The 18,730-nt window shown below is 59.1% G+C and carries 21 protein-coding genes; 15 read left to right on the top strand and 6 right to left on the bottom strand.

The genetic code is table 11. The features are described 5' to 3' along the window. Positions 1 to 69: 69 nt before the first annotated feature. The 5 genes from J3A65_RS00700 to J3A65_RS00720 all read left to right on the top strand — a co-directional run bounded on the left by J3A65_RS00700 (position 70) and on the right by J3A65_RS00720 (position 3,831). Positions 70 to 750, top strand: a complete 681-nt coding sequence (locus J3A65_RS00700) for an amino acid ABC transporter permease (RefSeq protein WP_209898465.1) — start codon at positions 70 to 72, stop codon at positions 748 to 750. Beyond that, the gene (locus J3A65_RS00705; RefSeq protein WP_113165070.1) at positions 747 to 1,508 is read left to right on the top strand and encodes an amino acid ABC transporter ATP-binding protein; all 762 of its coding nucleotides are present in this window, start codon (positions 747 to 749) and stop codon (positions 1,506 to 1,508) included. Before J3A65_RS00700 ends, J3A65_RS00705 begins: the two co-directional genes overlap by 4 nt. Before the next feature lie 78 nt (positions 1,509 to 1,586). Next, positions 1,587 to 2,123: a hypothetical protein gene (locus tag J3A65_RS00710; protein WP_192078658.1), complete on the top strand. Its 537-nt coding sequence runs from the start codon at positions 1,587 to 1,589 to the stop codon at positions 2,121 to 2,123. Positions 2,124 to 2,305: 182 nt separating this feature from the next. Beyond that, the gene (locus tag J3A65_RS00715; protein ID WP_062458733.1) at positions 2,306 to 3,412 is read left to right on the top strand and encodes a PAS domain-containing protein; all 1,107 of its coding nucleotides are present in this window, start codon (positions 2,306 to 2,308) and stop codon (positions 3,410 to 3,412) included. An 11-nt stretch (positions 3,413 to 3,423) separates the two neighbouring features. Next, on the top strand, positions 3,424 to 3,831 hold the full coding sequence (locus tag J3A65_RS00720) for a response regulator (RefSeq protein ID WP_209898468.1): 408 nt from the start codon (positions 3,424 to 3,426) through the stop codon (positions 3,829 to 3,831). Positions 3,832 to 3,965: 134 nt separating this feature from the next. On the opposite strand, the gene J3A65_RS00725 is transcribed toward J3A65_RS00720, so the two are convergent. Together J3A65_RS00725 and J3A65_RS00730 are read right to left on the bottom strand one after the other, a co-directional pair. Beyond that, complete coding sequence (locus tag J3A65_RS00725; protein ID WP_209898471.1) at positions 3,966 to 4,370, bottom strand: host attachment protein; 405 nt, start codon at positions 4,368 to 4,370, stop codon at positions 3,966 to 3,968. A gap of 199 nt (positions 4,371 to 4,569) precedes the next feature. After that, a complete protein-coding gene (locus tag J3A65_RS00730; RefSeq protein ID WP_062458725.1) occupies positions 4,570 to 4,905 on the bottom strand; it encodes a hypothetical protein in 336 nt (111 codons plus the stop codon). Between the two features lie 276 nt (positions 4,906 to 5,181). On the opposite strand from J3A65_RS00730, the gene J3A65_RS00735 reads away from it, so the two are divergent. From J3A65_RS00735 to J3A65_RS00745, 3 genes are all read left to right on the top strand, one after another. Continuing rightward, positions 5,182 to 5,382, top strand: coding sequence for a hypothetical protein (locus tag J3A65_RS00735; RefSeq protein ID WP_062576573.1), 201 nt, complete (start codon positions 5,182 to 5,184; stop codon positions 5,380 to 5,382). Between the two features lie 45 nt (positions 5,383 to 5,427). After that, positions 5,428 to 6,309 (top strand): MBL fold metallo-hydrolase, encoded by an 882-nt coding sequence (locus tag J3A65_RS00740; RefSeq protein ID WP_209898474.1) that lies wholly within the window; start codon positions 5,428 to 5,430, stop codon positions 6,307 to 6,309. Positions 6,310 to 6,454: 145 nt separating this feature from the next. After that, complete coding sequence (locus J3A65_RS00745; protein WP_062458716.1) at positions 6,455 to 6,664, top strand: hypothetical protein; 210 nt, start codon at positions 6,455 to 6,457, stop codon at positions 6,662 to 6,664. 32 nt (positions 6,665 to 6,696) lie between these two features. Here the strand turns inward: J3A65_RS00745 and otnC are convergent, their stop codons facing one another. Genes otnC through J3A65_RS00760 form a run of 3 tightly spaced genes read right to left on the bottom strand, consistent with a single transcriptional unit; the run spans position 6,697 to position 9,680 of the window. After that, entirely contained in the window at positions 6,697 to 7,344 is a 648-nt protein-coding gene (gene otnC, locus J3A65_RS00750; RefSeq protein WP_062458713.1) for a 3-oxo-tetronate 4-phosphate decarboxylase, read from the bottom strand. Further along, positions 7,341 to 8,603 (bottom strand): 3-oxo-tetronate kinase, encoded by a 1,263-nt coding sequence (otnK, locus tag J3A65_RS00755; RefSeq protein WP_209898477.1) that lies wholly within the window; start codon positions 8,601 to 8,603, stop codon positions 7,341 to 7,343. The genes otnC and otnK overlap by 4 nt, the downstream gene beginning before the upstream one ends. Before the next feature lie 33 nt (positions 8,604 to 8,636). After that, complete coding sequence (locus tag J3A65_RS00760; protein ID WP_245341371.1) at positions 8,637 to 9,680, bottom strand: LacI family DNA-binding transcriptional regulator; 1,044 nt, start codon at positions 9,678 to 9,680, stop codon at positions 8,637 to 8,639. Positions 9,681 to 9,803: 123 nt separating this feature from the next. Between J3A65_RS00760 and ltnD the strand changes: the two genes are divergently transcribed. Both ltnD and otnI read left to right on the top strand, forming a co-directional pair. Then, positions 9,804 to 10,718, top strand: a complete 915-nt coding sequence (ltnD, locus tag J3A65_RS00765) for an L-threonate dehydrogenase (protein ID WP_209898484.1) — start codon at positions 9,804 to 9,806, stop codon at positions 10,716 to 10,718. A 4-nt stretch (positions 10,719 to 10,722) separates the two neighbouring features. Next, positions 10,723 to 11,490, top strand: a complete 768-nt coding sequence (gene otnI / locus J3A65_RS00770) for a 2-oxo-tetronate isomerase (protein WP_209898487.1) — start codon at positions 10,723 to 10,725, stop codon at positions 11,488 to 11,490. A gap of 41 nt (positions 11,491 to 11,531) precedes the next feature. On the opposite strand, the gene J3A65_RS00775 is transcribed toward otnI, so the two are convergent. After that, on the bottom strand, positions 11,532 to 12,578 hold the full coding sequence (locus tag J3A65_RS00775; RefSeq protein ID WP_062458703.1) for a LysR family transcriptional regulator: 1,047 nt from the start codon (positions 12,576 to 12,578) through the stop codon (positions 11,532 to 11,534). 135 nt (positions 12,579 to 12,713) lie between these two features. On the opposite strand from J3A65_RS00775, the gene J3A65_RS00780 reads away from it, so the two are divergent. The 5 genes from J3A65_RS00780 to J3A65_RS00800 all read left to right on the top strand — a co-directional run bounded on the left by J3A65_RS00780 (position 12,714) and on the right by J3A65_RS00800 (position 18,721). Beyond that, on the top strand, positions 12,714 to 14,033 hold the full coding sequence (locus tag J3A65_RS00780) for an MFS transporter (RefSeq protein ID WP_062458697.1): 1,320 nt from the start codon (positions 12,714 to 12,716) through the stop codon (positions 14,031 to 14,033). Further along, positions 14,034 to 15,011 (top strand): amidohydrolase family protein, encoded by a 978-nt coding sequence (locus J3A65_RS00785; RefSeq protein WP_209898492.1) that lies wholly within the window; start codon positions 14,034 to 14,036, stop codon positions 15,009 to 15,011. It begins immediately after the preceding gene. A gap of 623 nt (positions 15,012 to 15,634) precedes the next feature. Then, entirely contained in the window at positions 15,635 to 16,624 is a 990-nt protein-coding gene (locus J3A65_RS00790) for a tripartite tricarboxylate transporter substrate-binding protein (RefSeq protein WP_209898495.1), read from the top strand. Between the two features lie 70 nt (positions 16,625 to 16,694). Next, positions 16,695 to 17,189 (top strand): tripartite tricarboxylate transporter TctB family protein, encoded by a 495-nt coding sequence (locus tag J3A65_RS00795; protein WP_209898498.1) that lies wholly within the window; start codon positions 16,695 to 16,697, stop codon positions 17,187 to 17,189. A 17-nt stretch (positions 17,190 to 17,206) separates the two neighbouring features. Further along, positions 17,207 to 18,721 carry a tripartite tricarboxylate transporter permease gene (locus J3A65_RS00800; protein ID WP_209898501.1) on the top strand — a complete coding sequence of 505 codons (1,515 nt, stop codon included), beginning with the start codon at positions 17,207 to 17,209 and terminating at the stop codon, positions 18,719 to 18,721. The last annotated feature ends 9 nt before the right edge of the window (positions 18,722 to 18,730 follow it).

Consider the following 18,730-nt stretch of genomic DNA (forward strand, 5'->3'; position numbering starts at 1 on the left):
TGCGCCATATGTATCGAGATCAGAGCGCTCGGCGACCATCGCCGGGCGTCATATGTTTTGAGGTTCGCCGTGCCGCACTGGCTTCAATTGATGATCGATTCGTTGCCGACACTTCTGTGGGCCGGCGTGCAATTTACGATCCCGCTGACACTCCTTTCCTTTGTACTGGGCCTATCGCTGGGGCTTGTCACCGCGGTCGCACGGTTGTTCGGGCCGTGGCCGGTTTCAGCAATCGCTCGCTTCTATGTATGGATCATTCGCGGTACACCACTCCTTGTGCAGCTCTTCGTGATCTTCTACGGCCTGCCGAGTGTGGGAATTCTGCTTGATGCCTTTACGGCGGCCCTGATCGGCTTTACGCTCAATGTCGGTGCCTACACGTCGGAAATCATCCGTGCAGCCATCTCCTCCGTCCCCAAGGGTCAGTGGGAAGCCGCCTATTCCACCGGCATGAACTGGCGCCAGGCGATGCGGCGCACGATCCTGCCGCAGGCAAGCCGGGTATCCGTGCCGCCTCTGTCAAACACGTTCATATCGCTGGTCAAGGATACCTCGCTTGCCGCGGCAATCACCGTGCCCGAACTTTTCCAGTCCGCGCAGCGTATCGTTGCCACGACGTATGAGCCGCTCATCCTCTATATCGAGGCCGCCATCATCTATCTCGCTTTGAGCTCCATCCTGTCTCACCTGCAGTCCCGGCTCGAATTTCGCTTTGCCCGATACGGCGGCATGCTGGAGGCCAACCGATGATCGAACTGTCGCATATCGAAAAGCGTTTCGGCGACGCCGTAATTCTGAAGGATATCTCTCTCAGCTTTCCGGAGGGCAGCGTTTCGGCTCTGGTCGGACCGTCGGGCGGCGGCAAGAGTACCTTGCTCCGCTGCATCAACCTCCTGGAGCAACCGACCGCCGGAAGCGTCCGCATCGGCGCTGAGAGCGTCGACTTTGAACCCGGCCGCAAGGCGCCGTGGCAATCCATTCAGAAAGTGCGCAGCCAGACGGGAATGGTGTTTCAGAACTTCCAGCTTTTCCCACATCGCACGGCCATCGAAAACGTCATGGAAGGGCTGCTTGTCGTCCAGAAATGGTCCCGCGAAAAAGCCAGGGCGCGCGCCATGGAATTGCTGACGAAAGTCGGCATGGAACACAAGGCCGATGCCTGGCCCGCCAATCTCTCAGGCGGCCAGCAGCAGCGTGTGGCAATTGCACGGGCGCTCGCGCCCTCGCCGAAGGTTCTTTTGTGCGACGAACCGACTTCGGCGCTTGACCCGGAGCTTTCCGCCGAGGTCGTCGACGTGCTCGGCACCCTTGCCAAAGAGGGCACGACCATGGTGATGGCGACGCACGATCTGCGACTTGCCTCGCAGGTTGCCAATCTCGTTGTCTTTCTCGAGGCGGGGCAGGTCGTCGAGATCGGCAGCGCCGAACAGGTCTTTCGCAACCCTGTCCACGAACGCACACGTCAGTTCGTGTCGTCGATCAACGCCGCGCAGACCTTCTCGGCGTAGCCATTCCGGTGCTGCACGCCACTGCTGAAACCGCGTGCGGCCGTTGTTTGCATATTCAAAGACAGGGGTTGCCGAGCGATGACACAGACACGACCGCCACTCGATCCCCTCACCCAGGCGACGGTCACGATCGCCTGGGTGATCGTATTCAACAAGCCATTCTATCCCGTCTATGTCTGGTATCTCGTCGGCAATGGCGTGGCTGCGTCATGCGCTACCTTGCTTGCCGCCCCCCTGTTTCTCGCGATCCCTTTCATTGCTCGCCAATCACCCTTCATGGCGCGGTTGGCGTTGCCAATCGTCGGCACGCTCGACACGTTGTTCGAGACAAAACTGTTCGGGCATGGTTCGGGGACAGCGCTTTTTTTTGGTGCCTGCTTCATGCTTTCCGCACTGTCCTTTTTTGCCCAGGAGAAGTGGTGGCAGCGCAGCATGGCGGCCTTTGTCTTCGCTGTGTTTCTATTCTCGCAGTATCTTCTCGGTCCACCATTGCGGGTCTGGAGCGATCCTGACCTTGCCATCCTGCTCAGGCTCAACATGTTCTCGGTCGCATGCCTGATGGCCTTTATTGCGATACGTTATGCCGGTCTTGAGACCAGACGTGAGCGCCACTAACCATTTGTGATCCCGCGACTGCACAGTGCCTAATCTCCGCAACATCTGGAAACACGGAATTTTCAGGTTTTCCCTAGAGAATGGAGCGGATTGCTGACGACCGTCAATTTTAACAGGATGTCGGAACCTGTCCGCGGTTAAAGCATTATTTTTCGCAACGCTTATGAGGGGCGACGGACTTTATGGCTGTGGAAAAAGATGTTCGCGGCGCAAGAGACGCAGGCGACCGGCTAATCGCCGCCCACGCATCCGGAGATCCGTTCGCAGCAGCTTTCAAAGCAACACGCATGCCGATGATCATCACCGATCCACGCCAGGTCGATAACCCGATCATCTTTTCAAATCGGGCGTTCTCGAAGTTAACCGGGTACTCGGCGCAGGAACTTGTTGGGCGCAACTGCCGCCTCTTACAGGGTCCGCAAACTGACCCTGCGGCTGTTGCCAAAATTCGGGAAGCGGTGTCGCAAGAGCGGGATCTTGCGATCGACATTCTCAACTACCGGCGCGACGGCACGACCTTCTGGAATGCTCTCTTCGTCAGCCCGGTTCGGAACGAAGATGGGCAAGTCATCTACTTCTTCGCGTCTCAGTTGGACTTTACCAACATCAAAAGCAAAGAGGCAGAACTAGCGGCGGCTCGGCATATCGCGGAAGAGGAAGTCGCAAGGCGGACAGCGGACCTGACGGACGCGCTGACAACAAAGACCGCGCTCGTTCACGAAGTCGACCACCGCGTCAAAAACAATCTCCTGACCATCGCCTCGATCGTCAAGCTCCAGGCGCGGATGGCGGAGGACGAAGTGGCAAAGCGGACCCTGTTTTCCGTCCTCAGCCGCGTCGAGGCGCTGAGCACTGTTCACCGCAAGCTTCTGAATGACGATGATGTCGGCCATTTCGATGTTGCAGAGTTCGCAGGCGACCTGATCGTCGATGTGGTCGGTGCGCTTAGGCGATCTGACATTGTGATGACAACCGACCTGCACGAAGTCATCGTCCCGGCTGACAAGGCATCACCTCTTGCTCTTATCTTGAACGAGCTGATCGGTGATGTCGTTCGACGCGGCCTGAGCGATGGGGGCGGCGAAATTCACCTGGAAGTGAGACGCCTGAACGGACACTTCTTGGTAAGGGTCGTCGACACGGTCACCCCCGTTGTCTTTGACCAGCGCGAACACGACTTCGGCAGACTGATGCTAGAGACCTGTGCCAGGCAGCTGGGCGCTGAAATCGAACGGAAAACGGATGGCAAGCGCACAGAAGTGAGCGTTACCCTGATGGTCAATGAGTAAGGAACAGAATTTTGCGCGTGATGATCGTGGAAGACGAGGCGCTGCTGGCGCTCGAACTTGAAACTGAGGTCGAGGCTGCGGGTCACGATGTTGTCGGCCAGGCGGCTTCAAGCTCGACCGCATACGAACTTGCTGAAAAGACTGCGCCTGACTTCGCTTTCGTCGACATCCAACTTCTTGATGGCCCGACAGGGATCGACGTCGGAAAATTCCTTGCTTCGAAAAACGTCCCTTACATATTTGTTTCAGGAAATTTGAAGCGGATCCCGGATGATTTTGCAGGCGCGCTCGGCGCAATAGAGAAGCCGTACACAATGAACGGACTGCAGAACGCTTTGGATTATCTAGCGCTACGGGTCGAAGGTGGGGAAGTATCGAGCCCCCCTCCTGGCCTGATCCTGGCCTCCGAGGTCGCCTGACTGTTTAGAAGCATGGGCGCCGCCCTGTCTAACAGTGTCCATCTATCCGCAGACATCGGATACTGATGGCCTTCGCTTCTCGAAAGTAGGGCCCCGCTGCTGCAGGGCCTCCACTTCCGGGTCTGGTGTAGCGATCAGGCTGCAGCCAGCGCCTTTTCGATATCCTGGATCGAATGGCCCGTAAGGTCCTTGTCGAGTTCGCCAATCAGAACGTCAGACAGCGACTTGTGGTAGCTCTTGCGCATTTCGCCGAGTGTGCGGGGCGCCGCCACGACAACAAGATTTTTGATCTTTCCATCCAGCACATGCTTGTTCAGCATGTCGGCAATGCCGTTGCTGAAACCGTCTTCGTCCTGCTGGCTGTCATCCGGGTTTGCGGAGCTGCTGGAATGGCGTGCACCGGAAGAAATTTTCGAACTGTCGATGTCCGTGGTCGGCATCGCTCTCAGCTTGACGTTTGCTGCGTCACCTTCATTTTTGAAAAGGCTGAGCTTTTCGCCATCGGCAACGGCAACGATCGTGTTCTGTGGTAGCTGCATAAGGGTCTCCATAGTCAGCACCGCCTGCTTCCTTCGAGGAACCAGCCGGTGCATGTTTCGAGGCCTACAGTAATCCCGCAGCGGCGGATCGGTTCCGAGCAAATGACGTGGATAGCGCTGAGTTATTTGATCCTTGACACCCGCCGTACCTGGTCGAACTGTCGCAAATCGGGCACCAGCTGCGACGCGGGTCCGTCGGCTACTGCGCGGTAAAAAACGTCAGAAGCACTTTTCCCTTTTCGCCCAGAAGGCAGACGAAACGATCAGGCTTACCGGTTTCGCCGCCGCGTGCGATATAGGCATCGCCCATGACGACGGTCTTCACCGCGACATTCTCGACCTTGGTATCGGCCGAGCTCACGGCCAGGGTTTCCATGTCGAGCACGAGATCGGTGATGGCGGACGATTTTTCCTGCAGCGCCAGCAAGCCGGTCGATTGGCATGCCTGGGCTGCCTCGTCGTTGTTCGTCTGGGCGTAGGTTGCTCCGGCGGTGAGGCAAAGAGCGGCAAAGGCGGTCACGGAAAGTCGTTTCATAAGGGCCCCCAAGAAAAGTCGGCATTGACTGCGACCTCGAATGCATTTGACCTCGATTTGTTCCCTTCGATCCTGAGGCTAAGCCGCGCCGATTGTGGCACAACAGGATACGCACGGCGTGGTGGCCTTAGCGATTTCCTGCGCCGATCAAGCGCTCGGCTGCCGCTCGGTCATGATTAGGCGTTTGAGCGTGTACCTGTTAGACCTTTGCCAACGGATCGACCGTCATGACATCGCGCTGACCGTCGTGTCAGCTTTCAAGAAAGAGAGATCGATATGGGTTGGAAAACGCCGAAGGTCGAATACGTGAACGGTTACAAGATCGTCGAGGTCGATGGGCCATCCTTCAAGGTGTACGAAGGCGATCGCCAGTTGGGCGATGACTTCCCTTATTCCGGCGAGGCTGCGGCTCTCGCGAATTCTCTGCCGAAGCTGGATATGCCGAAACCTAGTCATGGGTTGCCCTCGTTCCGCTGACGCGGGCCATCGCCTTTTCAATTGACGCATCGCAAGGGATTGGCGATGGATATTTCGGTTCGGCTCACGACTTACCCTGGCCTCGATGATCGGATTGTCATCGTGAGGGCTGGCGACGAGGTCGATGCCGTCTTCGTGCGGACTGATCGGTTCAATGTCCTCGTCGATACGCTTGGCACCCCATCCCTGTGTCGGGAGGCGCTAGCACTGCTCGACGACCAGATGGGCGACCGGCCTCTGCTGGTCATCAACTCCCACATGGACTGGGACCACTTTTGGGGCAATTCCGGGCTTGGCGATCGCATACCGATCATCGCGCACGCCAAGGCGCTGGAGCGGCTGAACGATCCCGCTGCACGAGATAAGCTGGTCGAAAAACAGCGCGACGCACGATTTCGGGATGTCGAGATTGTTGCCCCCAATCTATGCTTCGCTGGCGAGAGCATGATCCTGGATGGCGGCGATCTGGTCCTTGAATTGCTTCACACGCCCGGACATACGCCCGATCATGTCGTGGTCTGGATCCCTTCCATCCGAACCTGTCTTGCGGTCGATGCCGTCGAGTGGCCGATCCCCGAAGTCTGGAGCAAGGATCCTCACGATCTCAAGGCGCTTTGCTGCTCGTTGAAAACAATCCGTGATCTTGATGCCCGCCACGTCGTTCTAGCTCACGGCCAGACCTCCGCACCGTCGATCGTTGAATCGAACCTTGCTTACTTTTCACGACTGCACGACCGCGTCGCCGCTCTTGACGGCTCCGCGTTGGCCAACGCTGATCTCGACCAGAAAGACGGCTTGCGCCTGCGGGACTTCCTGAGCCTGCCAGAGGATATGCCGGGCGAAACGGTAGCGTTTTACGAACGCTGCCATCGGTCCAACCTTTATGCGACAGCGGAAGCCCGGAAGGCCGGTGTCGCTTATATCTGAACTGTCCGTCCTCCGGCACGCGTGTTTGCTCGAACCGGACGGAGCGCGAGAACAATCCTCGTTCCCCTTTTGCGAGTTTCAGACTGCTCGTCACGGAACTCCTGCTATTCCTGTCTGTTGGATAGGACAGAAGAGGAGCACTGCAATGAGTAAACCGGAAGACGATGCAAAGGGTCAGTACGCCCCGTCCCAGGCCGATCGCAAGGCGACAGGGGTTCACAGCGCAAAGCCGACAGTCGTGACGGGCTCTGAAGACGCGACCGTTCACCGCGATGCGCCGGGAAAGAAATCCGAAAAGGATTTTGATCTCAACTATGATCCCAAGGACATGAACGAAGGCAGTTTCCGCGGCTGAAGCATAGCACGCGGTCACCTACCCCAGCAGGATCAGCCGTGGCGCTCCATAAGATCGTCACGCTGCTCCTGCGTCAGTGGCCTGATTTTTTCGCCACGCAGCATCAGGAATAGTTTCGCCGTTTCTTCGAGCTCCTCTGTCGCGTATTGCGCCTCGCGCAGCGATTTCCCGGCAACCACCGGCCCGTGATTGGCGAGCAGAACGGCGTGACTGTCGCGAGCACGCTCCCGCACCGCTTCCGCCAAAGCGGCATCGCCTGGCGGGAAATACGGAGCCATCGGCAGTTTTCCCACCCGCATGACGTAATAGGCCGTCAGTGGAGGAAGAAGATCCTCCGGGTTCAGTCCTTCGATGAGGCTGATCGCGACGGCATTCGTCGAGTGAAGGTGAACGACCGCTGACGCCGTGCTGCGTTCGCAATACATGCACTGGTGCAGGAACGCTTCCTTGGTCGGTTTGTCGCCGGAGACATGCACGCCCTCAGCCGAGAATTTCGAAAGGCGCGCCGGATCGAGCGCGCCAAGCGATGCGTTTGTCGGCGTCATCAGCATATCGCCATTCGATAGCCGCGCACTGATGTTGCCGGTCGATCCGAACGTGAAGCACCGGTCGAAAAGCGACTTGCCAACCGTGACGATCTCGTCGCGAAGCTTTGTTTCCTCGGAAAGAACTGCCGTCATTTCAAAAGCTCCCACGCCTTGAGGAAGAAGTCGGCGGTGCCGAAATTGCCGGATTTGAGTGCAAGCGCCATAGGTTTTCCATCACCCATCGTCAGTGTCCAGGGCACACCCGGGTCGATCTCGCGGCCGATAAACAAGGCGGACGGCGCCAGTGCTCCAACGACGGCGCCTGACGTTTCTCCGCCGGCAACGATCAGCCTCCGGACCCCGTTTTCGCGCAGTCCGATGGCGGTTTTTGCGAGGAACTGCTCGACGATCTCGCCAGCCTTTTCCTGTCCGAGGCTGTCTTGGGCTGCCAGAACATCCTTGGGATCGGCGCTCGAGTAGATCAGTGGAACGCCTTCCTGCGCCAGAGCCCATCTGATCACTTCGTCAACGTCCATACGCCCTTGTGCGATATCGACCGGATCGAGCTTGAGCGTTGACATGCCGGCCTCGATAGCGGCCTTGATCTGGCCCCGTGTCGCCTCTGAACAGGAACCGGCAAGAATGGCGGCTCTCCCGTCCGGCGCCTGAAACTGTCCTGCCGTGATGTCTCGTTGCAAAAGCCCCGCGCGCCGAAAGTTCTCGGGCAGACCGATTGCGATGCCGGAACCGCCGGTGATAAGCGGGAACTCCGCGACTGCTTCACCGATCACGCGCAGATCCTGGTCGGTAATCGCGTCGACGACCACGACGCCGTCACCACGCCGACGCGCCTCGTCGAATGCCGCACGAACGCTCTCGGCACCCTTTGCGACGTTCTCATGTGAGACAAGGCCGACCTGAAGTTTGGATTGTGCCGCCATCAGACGCACCAGCGACGAATCCGTCATCGGCGTCAGGGGGTGATGGCGCATGGGGCTATCCGACAGCAGTTGATCTGCCACGAAGAGATGACCCTTGTAGATCGTCCGGCGGTTGGCAGGGAAAGCGGGGCAGACGATCGTCAGATCCGTCCCAAGCTCGCGTGCGAGCGCATCGGTAACCGGCCCGATATTGCCCTTCGGCGTCGAATCGAAGGTCGAGCAGTATTTGAAGATGATCTGGCGGGCACCGGCCGTCTTCAGCCAACGCAGTGCCTCGAGCGACATCGCGACCGCCACGTCAGCGGGATTGGTACGGGATTTCAGGGCGACGACGACCGCGTCGACATCGCTCAGATCGAAATCGGCGGGCGGAACGCCCACCGTCTGGATCGTGCGCATGCCCTCCCTCGACAGCATCAGGGCAAGGTCCGTTGCGCCGGTCAGATCATCGGCGATTGCGCCAAGCAGCATATCATTCTCCCGTCTTGAGGATGGGCTCCGCCTTCAGGCGGTTGCCCCCTCTACAATTGAAAAACCCGTGTCGATGATCCTTGCCTCCTGCGGACGCTGAGGTGTCTCCAGCAAGGCTTCGATTGCCGTCTTGCCGATGGCAAAGCGATTGGAAAGCACCGTCGTCAGCGGCTTTGGCAGAACCTGTCCGATCTCGAGCCCGTTGAAGCCCATCAACGCGAGACCGTCCGGCACCGGCATTCCGGCCGCCATGCAGTGCATGAAACCGCCCACCGCCATGTCGTCGTTGGAAAACGCCGCCGCATCGATGGCGGCACCGTCGGCAAGAAGACTGGCCAGAGCTCGACGTCCTTCGAGCGTCGAACTTGGCGCCTCTGTCCGATACTCTGCGACCAGCGACAGGCCCGTCTCAGACAAACCTTCGCAAAGCCCCTCATACCGTAAACGCGCGCGCCGATCCGCAGTCCAGTCATGGCCGACATAGCCGATCCTCGAATAGCCGCGCTGAACGAGATGGCGTGCCATCGCGCGGCCGGCCTCGCGATGCGACAGGCCGACCGCAAGGTCGATGGGCCGGTCATCGATATCCATCAGTTCGGCGATCCGCACCCGGCTGCCTTCAAGCATGCGTCTTGCGGCCGTGGTATGCTCGAAACCTGTGGTGATGATCGCCGCCGGATGCCAGGCCAGAAGCGACGAAATAATATCCTGCTCGGTCTCGAGACTGTAATCGGTCACACCGATCATCGGGCGATAGGACGTGCCGATCAGCCCAGCATTTATACCCCTGAGCACTTCGGGAAAAACGATGTTCGACAACGACGGCAAGATGACGCCGATGATCGGCGAAGACGAGGACGCAAGCGAACCGGCAGCCCTGTTAGGGACATAGCCGAGTGCGTCGATTGCCGCATTGACGCGGAGTCTTGTCTCCGGTGCGATCGGCCCCTTGTTGCGGATCACGCGCGAGACGGTGTTCTCGCTAACTTTTGCCAGCCGAGCGACATGCGCAAGCGTCGGCGTCTCAGCGGCCGAGGGCACGCTATCGTCTGCAATCGACCTCCCCTCCCCGTCCAAGTCGTTCTCTCCTCCATTTATCTCAGCGCTAACATATGTCGCTTGAACAGGGCAAGAGGATGTGGTTGAAAACATGTTAGCGCTGAGATTCTAACTACACAGCGCTTCATGGAGGTGCCGCTCATGTCCAGCCCAACCACTATCGCCATCATTGGCCTCGGCTCAATGGGACTAGGCATGGCACGCTCTGTGCTGAGCGCCGGTCACAAGGTTCGCGGCTTCGACGTCAACCGGGACGCGCTTTCGACCCTCGAAAATGAGGGTGGCGTTGCTGCCTCCTCGCCGGGCGATGCTGTTGAAGGCGCTGACATCGCGGTCGTCGTGGTCGTCAATGCGGCACAGACGGAAACAGTCCTTTTCGGCAAGGCCGGGATCGTCAGCGCGATGCATTCCGGCGGCGTCATCGTCTGCTGCGCCACCGTCTCGCCCAGCGATGCGAAATCCTTCGCCGCACGGACCGAGGCAGCCGGGCTGCTTTATCTCGACGGCCCGATCAGCGGGGGCTCGAAAAAGGCGCATTCGGGAGAACTGACCTTCATGGCATCGGGCTCGCCTGAAGCATTCAAGGCGGCGCGGCCGGCGCTCGATGCGATGGCGGCCACCGTCTACGAGCTTGGCAACCAGCCGGGTGTCGGCTCCTCCTTCAAGATCGTCAATCAGTTGCTGGCAGGTGTCCATATAGCGGCCGCCTGCGAAGCGATCACATTCGCGAAAAGCCTCGATCTCGACATTGCCAGGGTCTTTGACGTCATCACCAAATCGGCTGGCAATAGCTGGATGTTCGAAAACCGCATACCGCATGTGCTCGATGGCGATTACAGCCCTCACAGTGCGGTCTCGATCTTCACCAAGGATCTCGGCATTGTCTCCGACATAGGCCGCCAGCAGAAGTTTCCGCTTCCGATCACCGCGGCCGCATTGCAACTCTTCATCATGACCGAGGCCGCCGGGATGGGTCGCGATGACGACAGTTCGGTTGCGCGGCTGCTCGCCCAGATCACCGGGCTTCACCTGCCCGGCATGCCAGAGAAAGAATAGGCCCATGCCGAAGTTTGCCGCAAACCTGTCGATGATGTTCAACGAGCGACCGTTCCTGGAGCGGTTCGCGGCTGCGGCCACGGCTGGCTTTAGCGCCGTCGAGTATCTCTTCCCTTACGACTATCCAGCCGAGGTCGTCGCCGAGAAGCTTCGTGATGCCGGGCTAAACCAGGCCCTGTTCAACATGCCACCCGGGAATTGGACAGGCGGCGATCGGGGTCTTGCGAGCCTCTCCGACCGGCGCGAGGAGTTCGAGTCGTCGCTGGTCAAGGCAATTGCCTATGGCAAGGCGCTCGGAACGCCGCTTCTTCACATGATGGCCGGGATCGCGCCAGCGGATGATCCCACCGCTGCTTCCTGCTATGTGGACAATCTGAAAAAGGCGGCCGATGCAACGGCCGAAGCCGGTATCGGTCTCGTCATCGAGCCGATCAACAAACGCGATATGCCGGGATATTTTCTCAACGACTTCAATCGCGCATTCGATCTCGTGGTCGATCTCGATCGCCCCAATGTCAGTCTTCAGTTCGACATCTATCACCGCCAGATCATGCACGGAGATGTCATCACAGCCTTGAGGCAGATGGCGCCGCGCATCGGGCATATCCAGATTGCGGCGGTTCCTACCCGGCATGAACCCATGACAGGCGAACTCAACGACCGCATGATCTTCGAAGGGATCGACGCCCTCGGCTATCAGGGTTATGTCGGCTGCGAATACCGGCCTGCGGGAGTAACCGAGGACGGACTGGACTGGATGAGTTCGATCTGAACCCGGCTCACCCCTTTACCGAAGTATGCATCCGGCTTGCATCATCCGTCGCTCGTCAGTTCCGCCCTGATCCGTCGCTGTTCTTGCAGCGCCGTCTGGAGTTGCGTCAAGAACGCCTCGACGCCGGGCGTCATCGGCCGATCTCGACGCGTGACGATCCCGTATGATCCCATCACCGCAGGCAGCGTGACCGGGATCTCGACCAGCAGGTTATGGCGGATGTAGAAGTCCGATACGTCGCCGGGCATCACGGCCAGCATGTCGCTCTCGTGCATCAGCGCCACCATCGTCATCATTGACGAAGTTTCGACGATGTTTTGGGGACCGGACAGTCGCATTTCGGCAAAGACGGGCGCCAGAACCTTTCGCATCGGGCTTCCGGCCGGCAGAAGCGTCCAGGGCCATTCGCCGAGCTCGCGCACCGTGACGGACGACCTGCTCGCGAGCGGATGGTCCCGCCGGCCGACGACTTTCAGCGGTTCGTCGATGAGATCGACGTAATCGAAGTCGTTGCGATCGCCGAGCACGATCGGTCGTGCCAGCAGCACATCGAGGTGACCGTTCAACAGGGAGCCAACGAGCGCATCGCTTGTCCCAGCATCGATCGAGACCTGCAGGCCGGGATGCTCGCGCTTGAGCGCAGCGACAGCCTTTGCCAGCAGAAACGGAACGGCGCTGATGACAGCCCCGATCCGCAACGTGCCGGATGCGCCCGACGACAGCGAATCGAGATCCTCCCTCGTCCGGACGATTTCCATCTGCATGAGCCGCGCATGTCTGATCATCACCTCGCCATAGGGCGTTGCGCGCATGCCCCTGGAACTGCGCTCGAACAGCGGATGGCCGACGGCCGCTTCCAGATCCTGAATCAGTTTCGTCGCCGTCGGCTGCGTCATGTTGAGAGCCGACGCGGCTTTTCGCAGGCTCGCGACCTTTCCAAGCTCGACGAGAAGCAGGAGTTGAGTGCTTTTCAGATGGCGCAGGAGCGACAGCCCGCGGTCGAAACGCTCTGATGTCATTGGCGCAATCCATTTCAGCCGGCGGATGCCGTGATCGGAAAAGCCGATCACATGATCTGTATATTTCATTATTTCGGCATAGCCAGTCAACTATATTCCCGGGATGCACGGTGGAGAGGAACGCCGATCAAGGAGGTCGGTGACAACCGGGTGGATGCAAGCCTGATGAGGCCTGCGCCGACAAGTCAGGGAGGATTTGTATCTATGTCCGAAATTGAACAGCAACCCGTTGCCGCTGGCCGCGTGGAGCTAAAGGGTAAAGCGGCAACGAATGTACGATGGTACATCTTCGTCGTCGTTTTCCTGCTCGTTGTCATCAACATGGTCGACCGTACGGCTCTGTCGATCGCCATGCCCAGCATTGCCGCCGAATTCTCGCTCGGCCCCGCCATGCAGGGTCTTATCCTGAGCTCCTTCTTCTGGAGCTATGCATTGATGCAGATCCCCGGAGGCATGCTGATCGACCGCTTTGGCGCACGCTCGGTCATCACGGTGTCCACACTCGGTTGGGGTATCTTCCAGACCATTGCGGGCTTCACGACCGGCGGCATCTCGCTTCTGTTGACCCGCATCGGTCTCGGCGCGGCGGAAGCGCCTCTCTTCCCGGCCGGAGCAAAACTCAATTCGATCTGGCTTTCGAAACGGGAACGGGCACGCGGTGCCGTTTTCATGGATAGCGGTGCCCCGCTCGGGGCTGCCATCGGCGGCGTCCTGATCAGCTGGCTCATCCTTACGCTCGGAAGCTGGCGGCTTGCCTTCATCGTCGCCGGGCTCGTGACCATTCTTTTGGGCTGGCTCGCATGGCGTTACCTCCGTGACAATCCGTCCACGCATCCGGGCATCAACGCTACGGAAATGGATATCATCAACGAAGTGGGGCAACCGAAGTCCGAGGCTACGGAAAGCGAACCGACCGAAATCCTTCGCCGGTCGATCGTCAGCCTCGTGGCAGGTCGCGCCGGATGGGCGATGATCAATTTCGGTTTGCTGACCTGGGGCCCGAGCTATCTTGCGCAGGCGCGCAACTTCAACCTCAAGGAAATGGGCGGAGCGACTTTCGTCATCTTCCTCGCCGGCATGCTGGGTTCGCTCGCAAGCGGCTTCGTCGCCGACAAGATGGTGGCCGCAGGGTTTAAACGATCCGTCGTCTACAAGCTTCTTCTGGGCATCACAGGCCTCGGCGTCGCCGCGACATTCATCGCTCTGCCGCATGTGAGCAGCCCGGTTGCCGCGGTCGCGCTTCTCTCCGCCACGCTTTTCCTGCTCTACTTCGGCAGCCTTTACTGGAGCCTTCCCTCGATCCTCGCGCCTAAGAGCCGGGTCGGCGTCATCGGCGGCACAATGAACTTTGCCGGCAGTGTCAGCGGCATCATCGTCCCGATCCTGACAGGCTTCATCCTTCAATGGACTGGTGGCTCCTATGGCACCGTGCTCGGCTTCTTTGCGGGCTGCGCCGTCGTCTATGTCATCGCCACTCTCACCATCGACTTCAACGAAGGTACTCGTGAACGGAAGGGCAGCTAATTGGACGACTTTCCTCTTTGGGACGGCCCTATCGTCGATGCGCATCAGCATTTCTGGGACCCCGTAGCCAACGACCATCCCTGGCTAAAGCCGGAGGCAAAAATCCCCTTTCGGTATGGCGACTACAGCTCGATCAAGCGGCGCTATCTTCCGCCCGACTACCTGAAGGACGCGGAAGGTCACAACGTCGTGCAGACGGTCTATGTCGAGACCGAGTGGGATCCGGCCGATCCCATTGGGGAAAGCCGATACGCAACCAAGGTCGCGGATGAATTCGGGCTTCCCAATGCCATCGTCGCCCAGGCATGGCTCGATAGGCCCGATGTGGCTGACGTCCTTGCCGATCAGGCAGCGTTCGAGCTGGTGCGCAGCGTGCGTCACAAGCCGGGCGGCGCCGAAAGCGCCGCTGTTGCTGCCGATCACCGAACTCTCATGACCGACGAGACCTGGCGCAAAGGCTACGCCCTTCTCGAGACGCATGGACTGAGCTTCGATCTCCAGACGAACTGGTGGCATCTCGACGAGGCCATGCTGCTGGCACGGGATTTTCCTTCCACGACCATCATCCTCAACCACACGGGTCTGCCATCGGATCGATCCAGCGAAGGGATGAAGGGATGGCACGCGGCGATGGGCAAGTTTGCGGATATGCCCAATGTCTGCGTCAAGATTTCTGGGATCGGCCAGAAAGGGCGGCCTTGGTCAATCGAGGACAACAGCGCCATCATCACCGAAACCATTGCTATGTTCTCAGCCGAGCGGACGATGTTTGCCAGCAATTTCCCGGTCGATAGTCTATGCGGTTCATTTGACACGATCTATTCGGGCTTCAAGCACGTGGCGGCACGCTATTCCCTGAGAGATCAGGCAAAACTCTTTGCGGGGACTGCACGCAAATACTACCGGCTGCCGATGGCGAACGAAGCCGGCATGACCGGCACCGCGCCTGAGGTCGCCCGGACGGCTCTCTTTGGGTAGCACGCAGTCGAAGGCTGAATAGACCTGGCTGCGATCGCGAATCGCCGATCGGGACCTGAATCTAAGGTTGCTGTTGTGCTATCCGCATGACGGTTCCCGGTGCCGATCAGCCTAAGTTCTCTAAAAAAAATCTCGCGATCTGTTCAAACTCGCGTTCGCAAACGCGAGTTTGAACAGTCGGGCTATCGCGTAAAGCAAGAGCAAATCGATTAGATCGCGCTGATCGATCGTATCGCCGCCTGCGCTTCCCTGTCCGCAAAATTTTGTATACAAAATTCTGAAGACTTGATGTGTGCTAATAGATGGCCTATGATTTTCCTCGGATGGAGGAGATTATGGCGTCAGGACGAAGCCCAAAATCAGTCGGACTTGCGCCCGCAAGAGGCGTCTCGGCGAGGCCCAACCGCCACGATCAGAGTGGCTTCAGCGCGCTCGCTTCTTTCTCATTCGAATTCAAAGAACTGCCCGACATCACGAGATCGCAGCCGGCGTCTGCCTGGCCGCTCATTGCCGGGTCGATCTCACGAGGTGCGCCGAGGACGCAGTTCGCTGCCGCTTCGTGAACACGAGGACCGATCGGCTGTAGGCAAACCTGCAGCCATTTCATCTAAAGGAGGAATAAGATGAAGAAGCTATCCGTAGGATTGACATTTGCGGCCGCGGTCGTGCTGGCGGGACAGGCGCTTGCCTTCGAACCGACACGCCCCGTCGAGTTCGTCGTCGCATCCGGCCCGGGCGGCGGCACCGACAACTTTGCCCGCACCATCCAGTCGATCATCGCCAAGCACAAGCTGATGGAAAAATCGATGGTGGTCCTCAACAAGGGCGGCGGCAGCGGTGCGGAAGCGTTCCTCTACGCCCGCAAGAATGAAGGCGATCCGAACAAGCTCTACTTCGGAACCAACAACGCTTATCTCCTGCCGCATGTCGCAAAGCTTGCCTATTCGATGGAGGACCTGCGTCCCGTCGCAGCGCTCGCATTCGACGAATTTTTGATCTGGGTGAAGGGCGATTCCGAATACGCGACGCCGACGGATCTCATCGAAGCCGCGAAAGCTGCGCCGAACATGCTTTCCTTCGCCGGCAGCCAGTCGAAGGACACGGATGAAACCCTGGTCGCTCTGATCGAGCAGACGACGGGCACCAATTTCAAGTATCTGCCCTTTAATGGCGGTGGCGAAGTCGGCGTTCAGCTGGCCGGCGGCCATGTCGCTGCCAACGTCAACAATCCGAACGAGAATGTCGGCCAGTGGCAGGCGGGCGCGATCAAGCCGCTTTGCGTCTTCTCCGACAAGCCGATGGCCAAGAGCGATCCGGTCCATGACGGCAAGGGCTGGGGCGATATCCCGACCTGCGCCTCGAGCGGCGTCAACATTCCGTCCTACAAGATGCCCCGCACTGTCTGGACCGCGGCAGGAACGCCTGATGATGCGGTCGCCTACTACAGCGACGTTCTGAAAAAGGTCAGCGAGACCCCAGAATGGGCCGACTATATCCGCAAGACCTCGCAGACCGGCGATTTCATGTCTGGCCAGAAGCTGCAGGACTTCATTGTTACCAGCGAGAAGAACGCCGTCGGCGTCTTCGAAGCCGAAGGTTGGCTGGTTAAGTAAAATCCTGACGCCAATACGATTTTAGGTCCGGCATGTTCATGCCGGATCTTTCGATCGAGGGAAATCAATCATGCGTATCAAGCGACTCCATGTCGAGATTGTCACCGCCATCACTCTTGCCGCCGTCGGCGCGCTGGGTGCAACAGGTGCCCTGGAACTCGGCGTCAGCTGGAGTGAATCCGGCCCCATGCCGGGCTACTTTCCGTTTTACGTCGGCATCATCCTGATCGTTGCGGCGTTTGCCAGCGCGGCCCAGGCCCTTTTCAGGCTGAGAATGGGCAGCGAGGAGATGCGCGAGACGTTCCTTGAGCCGGAACAGACGCGAAGGGTTCTTTCCTTCCTTCTGCCGATGATCGTCTTCGTCATCGTGACGGTCTTTCTCGGCACCTATATCGGGACAGCGCTGTATCTCTTCTACGTTGCCTGGCGCAACGGCGGCTACAAGCCGTGGATCGCGATCCTGATCGGTGTTGTCTTCTCCATCGCGCTTTATTTCGTCTTCGAAAAAGCGTTCCAGGTGCCGCTGCATAAGGGCCCGATCGAAGAAATGCTCGGCATTTACTAAGCACCCGGAGCTTGATCATGGAAAATTTTGAACTGCTTATGGGTGGCTTTGCGACGGCACTTACGCCGATGCACATCACCCTGATGATCGTCGGCGTCCTTCTCGGGCTGATCGTCGGCGTCCTCCCCGGCCTCGGGGCTCCGAACGGCGTATCGCTGCTCATTCCGCTGACCTTCACAATGGACCCGGTCTCGGCAATCATTCTGCTGGCGTCGATGTATTGGGGCGCGCTGTTCGGCGGCTCGACGACCTCGATCCTCTTCAACATTCCCGGCGAGCCGAGTTCGGTGGCGACCACTTTCGATGGTTATCCGATGGCGCGATCCGGGCAATCGACCCGCGCACTCACGCTTGCCTTCATGTCTGCCGGCATCGGCGCCTTCGTCGGTATCGTCGTCATCACGCTTCTGTCCACCTGGGCGGCACGCTTCGCGCTTCGTTTCGGCGCGGCTGAATATTTTGCCGTCTATTTCCTCGCTTTCTGCGCCTTTGTGGGCATGGGCAGCGCTTCGCCGATCAAGACGGCCGTCTCGCTCAGCCTCGGCCTTCTTCTGTCCACTGTCGGTATGGATACCGTTACCGGATCGCTTCGCCTGACATTCGGCATCGAAGCACTCTTGAGCGGCGTGAGCTTCCTGGTCGTCGTCATCGGTCTGTTCGGGATCGGCGAGCTTCTGGCAACCGTTCAGGACGGGCTGAAATTCCGCGGAGTCGCGTCCCGTATCGATCCGCGCGACGTCTTCAAGACCATGCTGGAGCTGCCGAGATACTTCACCACGATCGTGCGTTCGTCTGCCGTCGGGATCTGGATGGGCATCACGCCCGGTGGCCCGACCGCAGCATCGTTCATGAGCTATGGTCTTGCACGTCAGTGGTCGAAGCCAGGCGAAAAGTTTGGCACAGGCCGTCCCGAAGGTATCGTTGCACCGGAAACCGCCGACCACTCGGCCGGCACCTGCGCCATGCTGCCGATGCTTGCCCTTGGCGTTCCAAGCTCTGCAACCGCAGCCGTTATGATGGGCGGCCTGATGATCTGGGGCCTGACGCCGGGACCGATGCTTTTCACCACGCAGCCAGACTTCGTCTGGGGCCTGATCGCCAGCATGTATATCTCCAACTTCGTCGGTGTCATTCTGGTCCTGTTGACCGTTCCGTTCTTTGCAGCGCTGCTTCGCATCCCGTTTGCAATCATTGGTCCGATGATCGTGGCGATCTGCTTCGTTGGCGCCTATACGGTGGCGAATTCGACCTCCGACCTCTGGCTCGTACTGATCTTCGGCGTCGTCGGTTTCGTCTTCAACAAGCTGGAATTTCCGCTGGCACCATTGGTTCTCGCCATGGTTCTCGGCAGCAAGGCGGAAAGCTCGTTCCACCAGTCGATGATCGCCTCCGACGGATCGCTCGGGATCTTCTTCTCGAACTATCTGGTCGGCTCGATCATGACAGTGGCACTCGCGCTTCTCATCATTCCGCAGAGCCTGAAGTTCATCAAGTACCTCAGAAGCCACAGAAGCGTGGACGCGGCGGCATAAGCCGCGCCC

The organism is Rhizobium sp. PvP014 (assembly GCF_017876855.1).
GTDB classification, from domain to species: domain Bacteria; phylum Pseudomonadota; class Alphaproteobacteria; order Rhizobiales; family Rhizobiaceae; genus Neorhizobium; species Neorhizobium soli.

Coding starts and splice junctions, on each gene's coding strand:
- J3A65_RS00725 (WP_209898471.1), bottom strand. CDS start 4,370: ATGCAGCTACCACAGAACACGATCGTTGCCGTTGCCGATGGCGAAAAG.
- J3A65_RS00735 (WP_062576573.1), top strand. CDS start 5,182: ATGGGTTGGAAAACGCCGAAGGTCGAATACGTGAACGGTTACAAGATC.
- otnK (WP_209898477.1), bottom strand. CDS start 8,603: ATGCTGCTTGGCGCAATCGCCGATGATCTGACCGGCGCAACGGACCTT.
- J3A65_RS00710 (WP_192078658.1), top strand. CDS start 1,587: ATGACACAGACACGACCGCCACTCGATCCCCTCACCCAGGCGACGGTC.
- otnI (WP_209898487.1), top strand. CDS start 10,723: ATGCCGAAGTTTGCCGCAAACCTGTCGATGATGTTCAACGAGCGACCG.
- J3A65_RS00780 (WP_062458697.1), top strand. CDS start 12,714: ATGTCCGAAATTGAACAGCAACCCGTTGCCGCTGGCCGCGTGGAGCTA.
- J3A65_RS00705 (WP_113165070.1), top strand. CDS start 747: ATGATCGAACTGTCGCATATCGAAAAGCGTTTCGGCGACGCCGTAATT.
- otnC (WP_062458713.1), bottom strand. CDS start 7,344: ATGACGGCAGTTCTTTCCGAGGAAACAAAGCTTCGCGACGAGATCGTC.
- J3A65_RS00800 (WP_209898501.1), top strand. CDS start 17,207: ATGGAAAATTTTGAACTGCTTATGGGTGGCTTTGCGACGGCACTTACG.
- ltnD (WP_209898484.1), top strand. CDS start 9,804: ATGTCCAGCCCAACCACTATCGCCATCATTGGCCTCGGCTCAATGGGA.
- J3A65_RS00795 (WP_209898498.1), top strand. CDS start 16,695: ATGCGTATCAAGCGACTCCATGTCGAGATTGTCACCGCCATCACTCTT.
- J3A65_RS00790 (WP_209898495.1), top strand. CDS start 15,635: ATGAAGAAGCTATCCGTAGGATTGACATTTGCGGCCGCGGTCGTGCTG.
- J3A65_RS00715 (WP_062458733.1), top strand. CDS start 2,306: ATGGCTGTGGAAAAAGATGTTCGCGGCGCAAGAGACGCAGGCGACCGG.
- J3A65_RS00730 (WP_062458725.1), bottom strand. CDS start 4,905: ATGAAACGACTTTCCGTGACCGCCTTTGCCGCTCTTTGCCTCACCGCC.
- J3A65_RS00775 (WP_062458703.1), bottom strand. CDS start 12,578: ATGAAATATACAGATCATGTGATCGGCTTTTCCGATCACGGCATCCGC.
- J3A65_RS00740 (WP_209898474.1), top strand. CDS start 5,428: ATGGATATTTCGGTTCGGCTCACGACTTACCCTGGCCTCGATGATCGG.
- J3A65_RS00745 (WP_062458716.1), top strand. CDS start 6,455: ATGAGTAAACCGGAAGACGATGCAAAGGGTCAGTACGCCCCGTCCCAG.